The 17,766-nt window shown below is 39.7% G+C and carries 15 protein-coding genes; 13 read left to right on the forward strand and 2 right to left on the reverse strand.

The genetic code is table 11. The features are described 5' to 3' along the window. Positions 1-476: 476 nt before the first annotated feature. Positions 477-1,208, reverse strand: a complete 732-nt coding sequence (locus tag DET49_RS02630; protein WP_133546607.1) for a TrmH family RNA methyltransferase — start codon at positions 1,206-1,208, stop codon at positions 477-479. Between the two features lie 37 nt (positions 1,209-1,245). Here DET49_RS02630 and DET49_RS02635 point away from each other — a divergent pair, with 37 nt between their 5' ends. From DET49_RS02635 to DET49_RS02655, 5 genes are all read left to right on the forward strand, one after another. Then, positions 1,246-3,819 (forward strand): BamA/TamA family outer membrane protein, encoded by a 2,574-nt coding sequence (locus DET49_RS02635; protein WP_133546608.1) that lies wholly within the window; start codon positions 1,246-1,248, stop codon positions 3,817-3,819. A gap of 45 nt (positions 3,820-3,864) precedes the next feature. Continuing rightward, positions 3,865-4,932 (forward strand): class II fructose-bisphosphate aldolase, encoded by a 1,068-nt coding sequence (gene fbaA / locus DET49_RS02640; RefSeq protein ID WP_133546609.1) that lies wholly within the window; start codon positions 3,865-3,867, stop codon positions 4,930-4,932. Positions 4,933-5,035: 103 nt separating this feature from the next. Next, positions 5,036-5,893, forward strand: coding sequence for an acetyl-CoA carboxylase, carboxyltransferase subunit beta (gene accD, locus DET49_RS02645; RefSeq protein ID WP_133546610.1), 858 nt, complete (start codon positions 5,036-5,038; stop codon positions 5,891-5,893). Positions 5,894-6,004: 111 nt separating this feature from the next. Beyond that, the gene (gene rpsO, locus DET49_RS02650) at positions 6,005-6,274 is read left to right on the forward strand and encodes a 30S ribosomal protein S15 (protein WP_057480454.1); all 270 of its coding nucleotides are present in this window, start codon (positions 6,005-6,007) and stop codon (positions 6,272-6,274) included. A 236-nt stretch (positions 6,275-6,510) separates the two neighbouring features. After that, the gene (locus DET49_RS02655) at positions 6,511-8,760 is read left to right on the forward strand and encodes a polyribonucleotide nucleotidyltransferase (protein WP_133546611.1); all 2,250 of its coding nucleotides are present in this window, start codon (positions 6,511-6,513) and stop codon (positions 8,758-8,760) included. A gap of 165 nt (positions 8,761-8,925) precedes the next feature. Here DET49_RS02655 and DET49_RS02660 read toward each other — a convergent pair whose 3' ends face one another. Further along, positions 8,926-9,990 (reverse strand): AI-2E family transporter, encoded by a 1,065-nt coding sequence (locus DET49_RS02660; RefSeq protein ID WP_133546612.1) that lies wholly within the window; start codon positions 9,988-9,990, stop codon positions 8,926-8,928. Between the two features lie 285 nt (positions 9,991-10,275). Between DET49_RS02660 and DET49_RS02665 the strand changes: the two genes are divergently transcribed. From DET49_RS02665 to DET49_RS02700, 8 genes are all read left to right on the forward strand, one after another. Further along, positions 10,276-10,707 carry a transporter substrate-binding domain-containing protein gene (locus DET49_RS02665; RefSeq protein WP_166636530.1) on the forward strand — a complete coding sequence of 144 codons (432 nt, stop codon included), beginning with the start codon at positions 10,276-10,278 and terminating at the stop codon, positions 10,705-10,707. Then, positions 10,704-11,651: a cation diffusion facilitator family transporter gene (locus DET49_RS02670; RefSeq protein ID WP_133546614.1), complete on the forward strand. Its 948-nt coding sequence runs from the start codon at positions 10,704-10,706 to the stop codon at positions 11,649-11,651. Before DET49_RS02665 ends, DET49_RS02670 begins: the two co-directional genes overlap by 4 nt. Positions 11,652-11,784: 133 nt before the next feature. Next, positions 11,785-12,726 (forward strand): potassium channel family protein, encoded by a 942-nt coding sequence (locus DET49_RS02675; RefSeq protein ID WP_133546615.1) that lies wholly within the window; start codon positions 11,785-11,787, stop codon positions 12,724-12,726. Between the two features lie 18 nt (positions 12,727-12,744). Continuing rightward, entirely contained in the window at positions 12,745-13,428 is a 684-nt protein-coding gene (locus DET49_RS02680) for a site-2 protease family protein (RefSeq protein ID WP_133546616.1), read from the forward strand. Between the two features lie 375 nt (positions 13,429-13,803). Next, on the forward strand, positions 13,804-14,667 hold the full coding sequence (locus tag DET49_RS02685) for an RNA polymerase sigma factor RpoD/SigA (RefSeq protein ID WP_011708302.1): 864 nt from the start codon (positions 13,804-13,806) through the stop codon (positions 14,665-14,667). Between the two features lie 227 nt (positions 14,668-14,894). Further along, a complete protein-coding gene (locus DET49_RS02690) occupies positions 14,895-15,773 on the forward strand; it encodes an SDR family oxidoreductase (protein ID WP_133546617.1) in 879 nt (292 codons plus the stop codon). Next, on the forward strand, positions 15,773-17,194 hold the full coding sequence (locus DET49_RS02695; RefSeq protein WP_133546618.1) for a phytoene desaturase family protein: 1,422 nt from the start codon (positions 15,773-15,775) through the stop codon (positions 17,192-17,194). The genes DET49_RS02690 and DET49_RS02695 overlap by 1 nt, the downstream gene beginning before the upstream one ends. A gap of 126 nt (positions 17,195-17,320) precedes the next feature. Further along, a complete protein-coding gene (locus DET49_RS02700) occupies positions 17,321-17,731 on the forward strand; it encodes a BLUF domain-containing protein (protein ID WP_133546619.1) in 411 nt (136 codons plus the stop codon). Positions 17,732-17,766 lie beyond the last annotated feature (35 nt).

A 17,766-nucleotide genomic window follows, 5' to 3' on the forward strand; every position in this document is an offset into this window, starting at 1 on the left:
GTTCGGGATCAACACCTGATTTTAATGAAAAAACAAACCGCTTAATTAATTTTTGAAATTTAGAATAATTCTCTTGTTTTATAGGGGCCAAAACACATTCCAAAAGCCGGTTTTTTCTTTTTTTACGAAATCAGCAACACGTTGGATAAATTCGGAATTTTCATTTTCCAAAATAGTCTTATGTAATTCCAGTTATTTGGTTTGAATGTCCATTCTTTAAAATCTTTATACGCAAAATTTACCAAAAATAGTATTCGTTTATTTAGTTTTCATATGGCCCCCAACGTCTTATCGTATGAAAAACCATAATCTTGTCTTTCAAAAATAATATTTTAAATTCCATTATTCCATACTTTTTCCAGCTTTAGAACTCGTTCTGCGTCTTCCCACAGCGAGAATTTGGAAACATAACCCAAAGACTTCTGCGTAAATCTTTTTAAATTTATTTGGTGGAAAATTTAAGAAGGATGGTTAATTTAAAATAAAGCTGTTCGTTTAAATTCACTCAAAAGAATTGCAGCAGCTGTAGCCACGTTCAGACTTTCGGCCTCTTTATATTCCCCAAACCTGGGAATGCTTATTTTCTTATCAATTAGAGCTTCAATTTCCGTAGAGATCCCATTGGCTTCATTTCCAAGGACCAAAATGGCTTCAGACTGGGTTTTACCTTTATAAATATTCTTCCCTTCCATAAAAGCACCATAAATTGGCAGATCAGCCTTTTCCAGGTAAGTCTTCAAATCACGATAAACTATATTTACGCGGGCCAGGGAACCCATAGTGGCCTGGACTACCTTTGGATTAAAACAATCTACCGAATCTCGGGAACACACCAGGTCGGTAATACCAAACCAATCACAAAGCCGAATTATAGTTCCCAGATTTCCGGGATCACGAACCCCATCCAAAGCCAGGCTTAAATGCTTATCCCCCACGCTACCCTCTTTCGGGATTTCAAATAACGCCAAAGCAGCCTGCGGAGTTTTTAAAAAACTTATTTTCTTTAATTCCCGCTCATCAAGCATTTGAACGCTATTGCTATCAAGACCAAAATCCGCTTCTAAAGTAAAGAGACGGTTAAGGGTAAATTTAGAAGAAAGGAGTTCACTGATCGTCTTGAAACCTTCAGCCACAAAGAGACCGTGTTTATAACGGTATTTTTTTTGTGCAAGACTGGTTATTAACTTAATTTGGCTTTTACTAACCATACAAAAAATGTAATTTTGATCCCTTAAAAATGTGTGTTTGAATCGGCATTTCGCAAAAATATCATTATTTTTTTTAAGCCTGCTTTTTTTAATTTCCTGTAATGCCGTTAAACGCGTAGAGGGTGATGATAAACTGCTCACTGACAATGAGATTTTCGTTAATGATGAAAAGATCAATGAAGCCAGCATTTACAATCAACTCTACCAGGAACCCAACACCCGTTTTTTGGGCATTCCACTAAGGCTTCATTTTTACAATCTCGCCCGGCCTGATATCGATTCTATCTTAATTGAAAAATACCTGGAGAATGAAAGCAAGCGAAATACCCTGGTAGATCTTCTTTCCTACAAACAGTTGGAAAAATACCTGCATTCGCGAAAAGCATTTAACAAATGGATTAAAAAAACCGGGGAGGCCCCGGTCATTGTAAGTGAGCAGGAAACCCAGAAATCGGTTAACCGTCTAAATTCCTGGTACTGGAACAATGGGTGGTTCAACGTGGAAACCGATTATGAGATCATTCCCTTGGAAAACAAAAAGAAGCGAGCCAGAGTAAAATATGACGTTGCTACCGGCCCGGCTTATTATTTGGATTCCATCACCGCAAATATTTCCTCAAAGGTTATCGATTCCCTATACGAGCTCCATAAAAAGAAAGCTATTATAAAAAAAGGAATGCAATACCGCACCCTGGACATTAACGAGGAGCGTGACAGGCTTACCTCGCTTTTTAGAAACAACGGGGTTTATAATTTCGACCAGGAATACATCAGTTTTAATGCCGACACCATCAACACCGATCAGAAGGTGAATACCACGGTGGTTATAAAAAATCGCTTTGCATCGGAAGAGGACACAAGCTCCAGGGTGCCATTTAAAATTCACGAAATAAGCAAGGTTAACATTTTTACCGACTACAAATACGCCAACCGTAATCAACCACTAACCGACAGCGTAACTACCCAGGATGGGTACACCCTATATAGTTTTGGAGAACTGGCCTACAAACCTGAGGCCATAACCGATGCTATTTTTATGAGACCTGGCAAAGTATACAGTGATATTTCAAGATCCCGGACCTATAACCGTCTAAATTCCCTGCGGGTTTTTAAATATCCTAACATTCAGTTTACCCCGGATCCCACGGATTCGACCAACACCGATCTGATTACGAATATTTTTCTAACCCCCCAGCCCAAATATTCCCTGGGTTTTGATTTTGACATTTCACAGAGTAACATTCAAAAATTCGGAATTGGTTTTGGAGGTTCCCTTTTAATAAGAAACGTGTTTAGGGGTGCTGAAAACCTTGAGATTTCTGGTCGTGGAAGCATAGGATCTTCTACTGACGCTGCTATAAGTGGATCTGATGACCGGTTTTTTGATATTTCAGAGATTGGGGCCGATCTTAAATTAACTTTCCCCCGGATATTTTTACCCATTGAAACTGAAAAATTAATCCCCAAATACATGCAGCCGTTCACCGCTCTGACCTTAGGGGTAAGCACACAAAATAATATAGGCCTCGATAAACAAAACCTCTCGGCGATTCTCAACTATAGATGGAATCCTTCAAGGCAGCTTTCCAACCGCCTGGACCTTTTAAATATTCAATACGTAAGAAACTTAAATACCGATAATTATTTCAACGTTTACCGAAATTCCTATGACGATCTTAACCAGATTATTCAATCCGGAAGCATAGTTACAGATCCCTCATATTTAAATCCGGAAGGATTATTAAGCATTCCAGCTGGCGCCGAGAATTTCATCCGGGATGTCACCGGTGATTCCGGAACCACTACGGGACTGACTAGTGAACAGGTACAGCTGGTAAATAATATTGGGGAACGCAAAAACAGGTTAACGGAAGACAATCTTATTTTTGCTTCTAACTATACTTACTTGTGGAATACCAAAAGCAATCTTTATGACGAAGAATTTACACGCTTTAGATTCAAAATTGAAACTGCAGGAAATGTACTTTCCGCAGTATCCTCTATAGCAGGTCTTGAAAAGAATCAGGCCGGGAATTACGATATACTAGGCGTAAACTTCTCCCAGTATATAAAGACCGAACTCGATTTTATAAAGCACTGGGACCTGGGCCATAACAACATTTTTGCTTTTCGAGCTTTTGGCGGGGTGGCCATTCCATATGGCAATGCCAACAGTATTCCTTTTGTCAGAAGTTTCTTTGCCGGAGGTCCTAACGATAACCGGGCCTGGCGGGCTTATGACCTGGGCCCGGGAAGCAGCGGGGGGAGAAATGAATTTAATGAAGCCAACATGAAGCTCGCCCTCAATGCAGAATACCGGTACAATTTATTCGGGGCGTTGAATTCAGCGGTTTTTATCGACGTTGGGAATATCTGGAACGTTTTGGATATAGTGGAAGATCCGGCTGCTACCTTCGAGTCACTTTCCGATTTAAAAGACATCGCCGTGGGTACCGGATTCGGGCTGCGATATGATTTTAACTTTTTCGTACTCAGGTTCGATATCGGCTTCAAAACCTACAACCCTGCCCTACCAGAAGGGGATCGCTGGTTTGAAAATTACGATTTTAACCATGCAGTCTATAATGTAGGGATCAATTATCCTTTCTAAGCCAACATATTTTCTTATTTTTGTTTTTCTAATTCAACTAAAATTATGAGTCACAACATTAAACCGGGCGTAGCCACAGGAAAAGAAGTACAGGAAATATTTAATTACGCCAAGGAAAAGGGCTTTGCTCTTCCGGCAGTAAATGTGATAAGTTCCAGCAGTACAAATGCTGTTATGGAAACTGCAGCAGAGCTAAATTCACCCGTAATTATTCAATTCTCAAATGGAGGTGCACAGTTTAACGCTGGAAAAGGACTTTCTAACGATGGTGAAAAAGCTGCTATTGCAGGAGCCGTTGCGGGAGCAAAACACATCCACGAGCTGGCAGAGGCCTATGGAGCAGTAGTTATTTTACATACTGACCATTGCGCTAAGAAATTACTCCCCTGGATTGACGGGTTACTGGATGCCAGTGAAAAACATTTTGAGCAGTTTGGAAAACCATTGTACAGCTCGCATATGATAGATCTTTCCGAAGAACCTTTAGAGGAAAACATCGAAACCTGCAAGAAGTACCTGGAAAGGATGAGTAAAATGGGAATGACCCTTGAAATCGAACTTGGAGTTACTGGAGGGGAAGAAGATGGCGTTGATAATACTGATATCGATTCCTCTAAATTATATACCCAGCCAGAAGAAGTTGCTTATGCCTATGAGGAATTAAGCAAAGTAAGCGACCAATTTACCATCGCCGCAGCTTTTGGTAATGTACACGGAGTGTATAAGCCAGGTAATGTAAAACTAACCCCGGTTATCCTGAAAAACTCACAGGAATATATCACGAAAAAATTTGGTGTGGAACACAATCATATTGATTTTGTATTCCACGGAGGTAGTGGTTCCACCGTTGAAGAAATTCGAGAAGGAATTAGCTACGGGGTAATCAAGATGAATATCGATACCGACCTTCAGTACGCTTATCTTGAAGGAATCCGTGATTATATGGGCAGTAAAAAAGATTTTCTTGCTACTCAAATTGGGAACCCAGAAGGAGATGATGTACCAAATAAGAAATATTACGACCCTAGAAAATGGTTACGTGAGGGAGAACTTACTTTTAAAGCCCGCCTGAAAAAGGCCTTTGAAGATCTAAATAACGTAAACACCCTATAAATTTAATTTTTTAAACAGCTGGAATTTTTCGAATTCCGGCTGTTTTTTTGTTAAGTAATACTTTCAGTTTACTACCAAACTGAAACCTGAAACCTGAAAATAAATGGCTTGGTTTAAAAGAACACAAAAAGGAATTCAAACCCCAACTGAAGACAAAAAAGATGTTCCCAAGGGGCTTTGGTACAAATCGCCAACCGGTAAGATTGTAGATGCGGAACAACTGGAAAGCAATTTTTATGTAAGTCCAGAAGACGGTTACCATGTTAGAATAGGTAGCGCGGAATATTTCAAGATCCTTTTTGATGATAACGAATTCAAAGAACTGGATAAGGATATGACCGCTAAGGATCCTTTGGATTTTAAGGATACTAAAAAATATACCGATCGCTTAAAGGCAGCCCAGGAAAAAACCGGACTAAAAGATGCGGTACGTACCGCTGTTGGAAAATCCAAAGGAAAGGACCTGGTCATTGCCTGTATGGATTTTAGGTTCATCGGCGGTTCCATGGGTTCTGTAGTAGGAGAAAAAATTGCCCGTGCAGCAGCCTATGCGTTAAAAAATCAAATCCCACTGATGGTTATTTCCAAATCCGGGGGAGCGAGAATGCAGGAAGCAGCATTATCCTTAATGCAACTGGCCAAAACCTCTGTTAGATTGGCCCAGCTTGCCGAGGCCCGAATTCCGTACATTTCTTTAGCCACCGACCCCACTACCGGGGGAACCACGGCTTCTTTTGCGATGCTGGGAGATATTAATATTTCCGAGCCCGGGGCTTTAATTGGTTTTGCCGGTCCAAGAGTGGTAAAGGACACCACCGGAAAAGACCTGCCAAAAGATTTCCAAACCTCTGAATTTCTCAAAGAAAAAGGCTTTTTAGATTTCATTACCCAAAGGTCTGAACTTAAAAACAAAGTCAACCTGTATTTGGATCTTATTCAGAATCAACCGGTAAGAGCTTAAATTATTTTTTAAAAAGAACTTCTTTAAGTAGGTAATTATTGAGAAAGTAGTATCTTTGCCGCCTGACAGAAAAACTGTCAATACATAAAAATCATTAAAATTAATATTGGAATGTATTTAGCCAAAGAAAGAAAAGAAGAAATTTTTGAGAAGCACGGGAAAAGCAAAACCGACACCGGTTCTGCTGAAGGACAAATCGCTTTGTTCACTTACCGAATCTCTCACCTTTCTGACCACCTCAAAAAGAATCGCAAAGATTACAACTCAGAGCGTTCTTTGGTAAGACTGGTTGGTAAAAGAAGGAGCTTGCTTGATTACTTGATGAAGAAAGATATCATGAGATATCGTGCAATTGTTAAAGAATTAGGATTAAGAAAATAAATTTCAAAAGGGGGCTTTACGCTCCCTTTTTTTATACAGCAGTAATTTGTAAATTACTGACAGCCTTTAAAAGTCTCACCTTAGTGAGTAAAATTGTCGCTCAAAGAGAGTAGTTTTTCATTGGTCTACACAACACACAACAACACAACTCCCGGCCGTCCGGTATAGGCGGAGACCATTGTATAACAAAAGATCTGGTGAAGTTATTCAGATCATTAGAAGAATTCAAAATTATTATGATTCCACAAACATTTAAAGAGGTTATCGATTTAGGAGATGGCAGAGAAATCTCCATCGAAACCGGAAAATTAGCAAAACAGGCCCACGGGTCAGTTGTTGTTCAAATGGGCAACGCTATGTTGCTTTGTACTGTAGTTTCTTCTTACAAGGAGAGCACGATGGATTTCTTTCCATTAACAGTAGATTACAGAGAAAAATTTGCCGCAGCGGGACGTTACCCAGGAGGTTTCTTTAAAAGAGAAGCCAGACCAAGCGACGGAGAAGTACTAACGATGCGAATTGTAGACCGCGTATTGCGTCCGCTATTCCCATCAGATTACAGAACGGAAACCCAGGTAATGATCCAACTGATGTCTCACGACGAGGAAGTGATGCCTGATGCTTTAGCAGGACTTGCCGCTTCGGCAGCTATCCAGCTTTCAGATATTCCTTTTGAAACTGCTATTTCAGAGGCTCGTGTAGCCAGGGTAAATGGTGAGTTTGTAATTAATCCAAGCCGCAGCCAACTCTTAGAATCCGACATCGATATGATCATCGGTGCATCTTCAGATTCGGTGATGATGGTTGAAGGTGAGATGAAAGAAATTTCAGAAGAGGAAATGGCCCAGGCCATCCAGTTCGCTCACGAACATATTAAAAAACAAATTGACGCGCAATTGCGACTAGCGGAAGCCTTCGGTAAGAAACCGGTAAGGGAATATGCGGTTACTGCAGAAAATGAAGAATTTGAGAAAAGAGTTCATGAGGCAGCTTATAGCAAAATTTACGATATCGCTAAAGGCGGTCACGGAAAGAAAGAACGCAGCGAAGCATTTGCCGCAGTAAAAGAAGAAGTTTTAGCCTTGTTTTCTGAAGAGGAATTAGAAGAAAACGAAAAGCTGATCAAAAAATATTATAGCAAAACCGAAAAGGAAGCGGTAAGAGAACTTACCCTTGCTGAAGGTATACGCTTAGATGGAAGAAAAACCGACGAGATAAGACCTATCTGGTGTGAAACCGATTATTTACCATCGGTACACGGTTCGGCAATCTTTACCCGTGGGGAAACCCAGGCCCTTGCAACGGTAACTTTGGGAACTTCCAGGGAAGCCAACACCATTGATATGCCAACCCACCAGGGCGAAGAAACTTTCTACCTGCATTATAACTTCCCACCATTTTGTACAGGAGAAGCTTACCCGATCAGAGGTACTTCAAGACGTGAAATTGGACACGGGAACCTTGCACAACGTGCCTTAAAAGGCATGATTCCTGAAAACAACCCTTACACGGTAAGAATTGTTTCCGAAGTATTGGAATCCAACGGCTCATCTTCCATGGCAACGGTTTGCGCCGGAACTATGGCGATGATGGATGCCGGGATTAAAATGAAAAAACCGGTTTCGGGAATCGCTATGGGATTAATTTCTGATGGAGAGCGCCACGCTGTACTTTCAGATATTCTTGGAGACGAAGATCACCTTGGTGATATGGACTTTAAAGTAACCGGAACGGCTGACGGGATAACCGCCTGCCAGATGGATATCAAAGTAAAGGGGCTTCCTTACGAGATTTTAGTAAAAGCGCTAAAACAAGCTCGTGCAGGCAGACTTCATATCCTTGAGAAACTAACCGATACTATTGCTGAGCCAAACGAAAATGTAAAAGCTCACGCTCCGAAAATCATTACCCGTAGAATTCCGAATGAATTTATTGGCGCACTTATCGGACCTGGAGGAAAAGTGATTCAGGAACTTCAGAAAACAACAGGAACAGAAATCGTGATCAATGAAGATCCTGTAACCGAAGAAGGTATTGTTGAAATCCTTGGAACCAAACAAGAAGGAATTGATAAGGTTCTTGCCAAAATAGAATCTATCACCTTCAAGCCGGAAAAAGGAAGCGTTTACGAAGTAAAAGTAATCAAAGTACTGGACTTCGGTGCCGTGGTTGAATATCTTGATGCTCCTGGCAACGAGGTGTTGCTTCATATTTCTGAACTCGCCTGGGAACGCACTGACAATGTTACTGACATTGTAAATCTTGGTGATGTAATCGATGTAAAATACTTCGGTGTAGATCCTAAGACCCGTAAGGAAAAAGTTTCCAGAAAAGCATTGCTTGACAAGCCTGAAGGCTATCAGCCTCGCCCGCCAAGAGACAACGATCGTAACGACAGAGGTCGTGATAATCGTGGTTCTCGTGACAATCGTGGCCGTGATGATCGCAGAGGGAGAGACAACAGAGACCGTAAAGACAACGACTAAAAAGTCTTAAGCTTATAAATCAAAATCCCCGGAATTTAATTTTCGGGGATTTTTTTATGACATTATTTTTAAGAAAAAGTATTTTTTACTGGATTCCAGAAGTGATAGTATATGAATTATCTTGTATTACGTTTATACTCTTTCTTGAAATAGCCTTATTCAATATTAACAATTTGGGGTAGATTTCTTACTTAAAAGAAACCCAAAAGGATGAAGAGGTGTAACATGTAATAAAATAATCGTTAGAATTGCAGTAACAGGTATGGCCAGAATCATCCCTATAATTCCCCATACAGCATTCCCAATTACCACGACCAGGATAACAAAAAACGGATGAAGATCCACCTTATCCCCCACTACATAGGGTTGCAATATATAACTTTCCAGAAATTGAGAAACTGTAAAAGTTAATATCACACCGATTAAAACGCTAATTTCACCTGAGGTAAGATAACCAAAGGCCATAGCCAATACCAAACCAATAATATTACCAATATACGGGATAAGGGTAAACAATGCGGCGATAATGCTTACCAGGATAAAATTACTCACTCCTGAAATTCCAAGCCCAATAGAATAAACAACAGCGAGTAAACCTATAAGTATGAGTTTTCCTACCAGGTAATTTTGAACAACCGTTGCAGATTTATGAGTTACCTTTTTTACCTTCTCTCTTTTCTCATCTGGAAATAAGCGTACCAGAAACTCTTTGAACCTTTGACGGTAATTCAGCAAAAAGAATATGTAGATAAAGACCAATAAATACGTTCCAAAAAAACTGATAATCTTACTTAAAAAGCTAACCGCCTGTGTGCCCTGTCCAGAGGCCGGACTAATAAGAGAAGAATTCTTGTTGAGTTCAAGTTTTTCTCTACTAATCGGTGTATTATGGACCACAAAAGTTTTTAATTGTTCAATTTTAGGCTTCATGGTTTCTTTTATTTTCGGCCAGTCATTTACCATACTTTTCATTTGAAGGGAAAATAAAGCCATAAATCCAATCGATAAAATAAACAAGAAAAAGGTATTGATTAAGGAGCTCACAGCTCGCTTTGTTCCATTACGCTCTAATTTTCTGCAAAGCGGAAGAACCACTAATGCCAAAATCACAGCTGTTAGAAAGGGGGCTAGGAAAACTTTAGCTTTAGCAAGTCCTAGAAATAAAAAATAACATCCCAAAATTCCTAATACCGAATAAAATAAGATCTTTTTACCGCCTTTGGTTTCCATCGCAATTTCATTTTAAAATTAGCCAGGTAAAAGTTAGAAAATAAAATAGCTGTCCCACTTAAGTTTCTGTTAATTTCAAAGAGAATCTTCTTCACAAATCTATATAGAAAAGGCCTTTAGCAATTTTTCTCGTCTTAATTATCTTATCGCTCCCCGTTATATTTCATACCAAAAGGTAAGGATTCCCACATTGACCATTTACAAATTAATTAACATCTGTTGAATTCAAATATTGTAATTTCATCTTATATCGTTCAAAGATTAATGAGATTAAACACAGCATTTATGAAAAAAATCGTGTTCATTTTATCATTACTATTTCTTGGGGCTTGTACCTTTCCTCAAGATCCTCAGCACTCATTTAAAGAGGCCAAAAAGGAGGATTTACTTGTCGGCATAACAATTAATCCTCCATTTACCATAAAAGAAAAGGACAGCTTTTTCGGAAAGGAAGTGCGTCTAATTCGCAAGTTTGCTGAAAGCGAAAATCTAAGCATTCAATTCATGGAAGGCTCCGAAAGCGAACTCGTGAAAAAATTAGAAAAATTCAAATTACACCTGGTCATTGGAGGTTTTGAGAAAAAGACCATTTGGAAAAAGAAAGCGGGCCTATCAGCTCCATATGATCAAAAGCACGTGATTATGGTACCCAAAGGAGAGAATAGGCTCTTACAGAAAGTAGAAACTTTTATATTCCACCAAAAAAATAAAGGATGAAAAGCATTGTTGATTTTGAATTACCGGATGATTTAAAGAAAACTTTATCCAAAGCTGTAAATCTGGAATGGGTCACCCTGGGGTATTTAATTTCGGTAATAATATTGATGTACCTGGTGATGGGATCTTCCCAGGCCATGAAATCTGCCTGGCTTGAAGACACATTGAGTTTAGTCCCTTCTATTGCATTTCTAATCTCGGTCAAGATCTTTAGAAAACCACCTAATAAAAACTTCCCCTACGGTTATCACCGGGTCTTTTCTATCTCATTTTTAACCGGTGCGGTGGCCCTTCTTGGGATGGGTCTTTTTTTAGTTTTCGATTCTTCAATGGCACTTATAAAAGCAGAACATCCTACTATTGGAAACAAAATTATTTTTGGTCAGCGGATATGGATGGGATGGATCATGATAGCTGCCCTATTATACAGTGCCATTCCAGCTATGATACTGGGATTTAAGAAATTGCCTTTAGCTAAAAAACTGCACAATAAAATTTTGTTCACTGATGCCAGTGCTCAAAAGGCAGATTATATGACCGCATTTGCAGCTATTCTGGGAATTATTGGTGTCGGCCTGGGATTATGGTGGGCCGATGCCCTGGCAGCACTTTTTATTTCCTTTTCCGTTTTAAAAGACGGGGTCACACACGTAAAAACCAGTGTACTGGATTTAATGGACAGGCATCCTAAAACCCTAAAAAAACAAATAGATGATAAGCTGGTAGAAGAAATAAAAAACATCGTAAAATCATGGGACTGGGTAAAGGATGCCAGGGTCAGATTTAGAGAGAATGGACAAATTTATTTTGGAGAGATCGCTTATATCCCCCAGGGCCCCATAGATCTGGATAAGTTACAACATGGATATGAAATTTTGAGAGAACATCACTGGAAAATACACGATTTTACAATTGGCCCGGTTAAAGAATTACCTAAATGGTAACAGAAAAATGGTACCGGCGAAATCTCTGCTGCTTAACCGAACAGCGCGACAACTTTAAAATCAACGAGGATAGTCAGGATATATAAAGAAAAATCTCCTTTTTCAGAAACAAAATTAATCAAAAAAGGGTAATATGGATGTTATTATTGGAATTATAGGACTTACGCTTCTAGTTCTTGTATTTGGTGATTTCTTTTTTACCACCCTTTCCTTCAATGGTTACGGGCAAATGTCTAAAAAATTAAACCAGTGGGTTGGAGCGCTTATAATTCACAACAACAAGTCTTCCTTACGCTATGTTTATTCCGGTATTTCACACCTTTTAATTAACTCTGCTGTTTGGTTGGGTTTTCTCATTCTTTCTGCCTGGATCATCTTTATGGCCAATGAAGAAATGGTGATAAACAGCTCCACAAGAGAGGCTGCCGATATTTTGGAAAGGCTTTATTTTACCTGTTATGTAATTTCAACAGTTGGCCTGGGAGATTTTATACCAGGTACGCAGCTGAGCCGAATAATTTTTACCATCATCTCTTTTTCTGGTTTTATAATGCTTACCCTGAATATTACCTACCTGTCCTCTGTTATTCAAGCGGTGAAAAAACAAAAGGCATTGGCCCTCCAAATAGACCTCATTGGAAAAACACCTGATGAGATAACTGATACGCTCATCTCAGAAAGAAATATAGATTCGGATCTTATACAAATCAAATCCTTACTTACAGAACATATTATTGATCATTTTTCCTTTCCGGTAATTCATCGCTTTATCAGCAGAAATGACAGCAGATGTCCGGTGGTGCAATGTCTCCGCCTGTATGTAGCCATCGCCGGGTATCAATCTTCCAAAGAACCTGAACAAATCGGCCTTGGTTATAAGAGATTATCCCAAAGCCTTAAGGATTACCTGGAAATGGATCGAAATGTAACTAAAAAAATGGCCTCACCAAATCTTTCCCAATTGCATACTCCAGATTTCCTGTCTCCCGGGGAGACCAGGAAAATCACTATGGCTTTAATGAGCATTGGCAAAAACTGGGAGAATATTTACACCAACAAAAATGAAAGATCATAAGACTTAAAAACAAGACTAATGTTCGACCTCAAAGATATTCCAAAACTCTTCCTGGCATTTTTTATTATTTTGCCCATAATTTCGATTATCCATGAAGCCGGGCATGTATTTTTTGCACGGCTTTTAGGAGCCAGAAATATCCAGATTGTCATTGGATCGGGCAAAATAATAGCAAGAAAATGGATCTTTGAAATCAGGAAGTATTACTTCTGGTACGGATTCTGTTATTTTGATAATATTGATGAAAGTCAGAAATTAAGAAACATAATAATATACCTGGGGGGAACTATTTTTAATACCCTTGCTGCCCTGTTTATGGTCTACCTGGTAAGTTATAATTGGGTGGAACCGGGAATATTCACCTATCAATTCATTTACTTCTCCCTTTATTATGTTTTTTTCGCTTTATTCCCAATGAAATATCCAGATGGAAATTTTAGTGATGGAAAAATTCTCCTGGAATTGTTAAAAAATAATCACGAATTAATCAATCAGAAAAGGTATCAGCTGGCAGCTGAGAAAGACGCCGAAGTTTGGATATTAAAGAATAACCGGGGCGAGGAAATTGAAAAATTCGAATCCTTTGAGCAAGCAATTAATAAATCTGAGGAAATAGCTAAAAAGAACCGACCAAGTCGCCTGGAAATTAACAAAGGAGAGGATGGCACTGAGGTGCAAATTTTTCCCCGTACCCCGTTATAAATTTAAAAGTGGTTTTTAACCAGGATCAAACAGAAACCTTGGCTGCTGTTTTAAAAATACTCAAGAAAAACCAGATAAAATCGGGCAGATGTTTAAGCTCCATTGTAACGAACCCATTCCTATTGAAAAAGATAATGGAAGGGATAAGAAAAAAATTATTTCCTAAATCGCTTATCTTTTTTTAGTCAACAAATAAAGAGACCAAAATGGCATCCAAATCAGGGCCAGGCTAAAGCGGCCATAAAAAAACACCCTGCCTAAAGGTCGATAAAAGAGACGAAATAAAATTAATTAAGTTTTTTTGTAACATTTCGACTACAAGCTACGTATAAACATATACAAGAGATTCATAATTAAAATCCAAGGAGACGATAGATGAGACAACTTAAGATTACGAAGCAGGTTACAAACCGTGAGACTGCTTCGCTGGATAAGTATTTGCAAGAAATTGGTAAGGTTGATTTAATTACTGCCGATGAAGAGGTAGAATTAGCACAACGAATTAAAGCGGGTGATGACCGCGCTTTGGAAAAATTAACCAAGGCTAATTTACGTTTTGTGGTGTCGGTTGCAAAACAATATCAAAATCAGGGGTTAACCCTACCCGACCTTATTAATGAAGGAAATTTAGGATTAATTAAAGCTGCGAAACGTTTTGACGAAACCCGTGGTTTTAAATTCATATCCTATGCTGTATGGTGGATTCGTCAGTCTATTCTTCAGGCCCTGGCAGAACAATCCCGAATTGTTCGTTTACCACTGAACAAAATTGGATCTATTAACAAGATCAACAAAACTTTTGCTTTCCTTGAGCAGTCTCATGAGCGCCCACCAAGTGCTGAAGAAATTGCAAAAGAGCTCGATATGACCATTAACGACGTTAAGGAATCTATGAAGAATTCCGGTCGTCATGTCTCTATGGATGCTCCCCTGGTAGAAGGTGAAGATTCTAACCTTTACGATGTACTTCGTTCCGGTGAATCTCCAAACCCTGATAAAGAACTTTTACACGAGTCTTTAAGAACAGAGATTGAGCGTGCTTTAGAAACCCTAACCCCGCGAGAAGCTGATGTTATTCGTTTGTATTTTGGTTTAGGAGACCAGCACCCAATGACCCTTGAAGAAATTGGAGAGACTTTTGATCTTACAAGAGAAAGAGTCAGACAAATTAAAGAAAAAGCGATCAGAAGGTTGAAACATACCTCTAGAAGTAAGATCCTAAAAACATATTTAGGATAAGGTATTGAAGATGACAACAGTTAATGCCGGCGACGGCCGGCTAACATAACTGTTCGTTTTTTGATTGATGAATGACCCCGGCGTGATGAACCGGGGTTTTTTCGTTTCTAAACTTTATTATCCCCGCAATTATGAGATACGCTAATCTTTTGTTAAGCCAGGGCCAGCTTTTTAAATAGCGTCTTTTTTCTGAGTATCTTCTATCATTATTTATAAATGCAGGTAAGATGAAGGAGGAAGGAAAGATTTTAATTGCAGGGGCCTCTGGGGTACTGGGCCTGGAAATAGTGAAATTATTAAAGGCAGAAGGAAAAAACCTGAGAGTCTTAACCCGGACTGATGAAGGGCTTGAAACCCTATCCGGTTACACCGAGGATATTTGGAAAGAAGATGCGGCCAAAGAGACTGCCGGGATTAAAGGGATCACCAAAAATGTTACCACCGTAATCTCAGCCCTTGGTAAAAGCATCAGCCTGTTTGCACCTCCTGAGGCCTCTTTTTATGAAAACGATTACAAGGCCAATAAAAACCTTATTGATGATGCGGTTAGAAATAAGGTGGCTCGGTTTATATATATTTCCATAAAAGGCGCAGATACTTTAAAAGACTATAATGTAGCCAGGGTACATAAACTATGTGAAAATGAACTGCGAAATTCCGGCTTAGATTATACCATCATAAGACCTGTAGGCTTCTACTCTGGTCTAAATGATCTGGCCATTATGGCCAAACGTAAATTCATCCCTCTGATTGGTTCAGGAAAGGCAAAAACCAATAGCATTCATCATAAGGATCTGGCAGTAGTTGTGGTATCCTTCCTGGAAAAAGGCCCGGACATCATAGAGATTGGGGGTCCGAATATTCACACCAGGCTGGAAATGGTCCAAATGATCAAGGAAATTATTGGGGGGAATATCATTAAAATCCCCGAACCCATCGCTAAAGTAAGTGCCAGGCTTGGGCTTACGACAATATTGGGTAAAGGAATTCATGACAAACTGGATTATTTTACTTTTATCACTACAAATGATATGATCGGGGAACCCAGGGGTAGCATATCCTTTCGGGAATATCTTGGTAGTCTGGATCTTAAAAAACTGAGTTAATGTCTTTGAACTACGATGCTATAATAATTGGAAGTGGTTCTAACGGAATTTCTGCAGCAATATATTTGCAGCAGCAAGGCTTAAAAACTGCTATTTTTGAACAGGCTTCCACTCCCGGGGGCTCCACCAGAACCCAGGAATTGACCTTGCCCGGTTTTAAACACGACGTGGGCTCCGCCATATTACCTATGGGGTATGGCTCCCCGTTTTTAAGATCACTACCATTAAAGGAACATGGCCTGGAATGGATCTTTCCGGAAATCCCCTATTCCCATCCATTTGGTGATGGCACGGCCTATGCCTGCTACACGGATATAAATAAAACAGCCGCCCAGTTAGGAATTGATGAAAGTTCCTATCTCAAATTGTTCCAGCCCCTTATAAGTAGCTGGGGAAAAATAGAAAATGACCTGCTCGGACCTTTGAGTATCCCACAGCACCCTTTGGACTTTATCAAATTTGGAATAAAAGCCCTGCCCTCGGCCAGTATGCTAGCCAGACAATATTTCAAAAATGAAAAATCAAGAATATTTTTTTATGGGGCCGCAGCACATTCCACCCTACCCCTGGATAGCATGGCATCAGCCTCCTTTGGGCTAGTCTTAAGTACTATGGCCCATAAATTCAATTGGCCCTTCCCCAAGGGTGGAGCCCAGAACCTCATAAAGAGTATGCTGAGTTACTATAGCTCCCTGGGTGGAGAACTGCATCTTGATAGAAATATCACCCACCTGGAAGAACTTCCAGGGTCAAAAACCTATCTCTTCGATCTCACCCCAAAGCAGTTATTAGAAATAAAAGGAACCGATTTTTCAGATCTGTACCGGGAGAGAATGAGTTCCTTCCAATATGGGGCCGGGGTTTTTAAGGTCGATTGGGCACTTGATAAACCTATTCCTTTTACCAGTGAAAAATGCCGCAAATCCGGAACGGTACACCTAGGCTTTTCAGAAGAAGAAATGGAGAATTCAGAAAAAAGAATTCATCACAAACAAATGACAGACACCCCATACGTACTGGTGGCCCAACATAGTATTTTTGATAATACCAGAGCTCCGGAGGGAAAGCACACCGCCTGGGCCTATTGTCATGTTCCCAATGGAAGTATTGCTGATTTTTCAGATATCATCGAGGCGCAGATAGAACGCGCGGCCCCGGGATTTAAAGCATCTATCCTAAAAAAATCCACTATGAATACCGTAGCACTTGAAGCTTTTAACCCCAATATTATCGGGGGTGATATCAACGGGGGAAAACAGGATATCACCCAGCTCTTTACCAGGCCTATTGCCAAACTATCTCCCTATGCCACCCCGGACCCCAGGGTATACCTTTGTTCCTCTTCGACCCCTCCAGGAGGAGGCGTTCACGGGATGTGCGGTTTTAATGCAGCAAAGGCCGTTATAAAAGATCATTTTTAAATAATGCGCACTAACTCCGGCGCAGTCGCACCGTTTCCGTTATAATTTTATATAAATTTTCACGCTTTTAAATTTCAACAATTCTTAAATCCCCTTATTTTTGGACCTAACAATTCTTAATTCTTTATGCGATACGCAATAAGTTATGTGAGTACCGTGAACCCGGCACTTTCAGAATCCGAAATTCAAGAGGCTTTAGATTTTAGTAAAAACTGGAATAACGATAATAATATCACCGGGATTCTTTTATATTCCCAGGGCAATTTCTTCCAGGTTCTGGAAGGGGAAGAAGAGCTTTTAAAGGAACTATTTGCCAGGATAAAAGCAGACCAGCGGCATCACAATATCATCACCATCTTTCAGAAATCTATTCCCAGCGTTACCTTTGATGGGTACCAAACCGACTTTATATCTCTGGACGATCGGTATAATGAAACAAAATTCGACATTTACCTGACCCAGGTCAGTCTTTTAAATCCAGCCATTCAGGGTTCGGTAAGGTACATCTTAAATAAATTTACAGAAGGCATTAAATAAGTATAATCTTGTTATTTTTGTGTGCTCATCTACAG

The sequence above is a fragment of the Salegentibacter sp. 24 genome (assembly GCF_004362395.1).
GTDB lineage: Bacteria > Bacteroidota > Bacteroidia > Flavobacteriales > Flavobacteriaceae > Salegentibacter.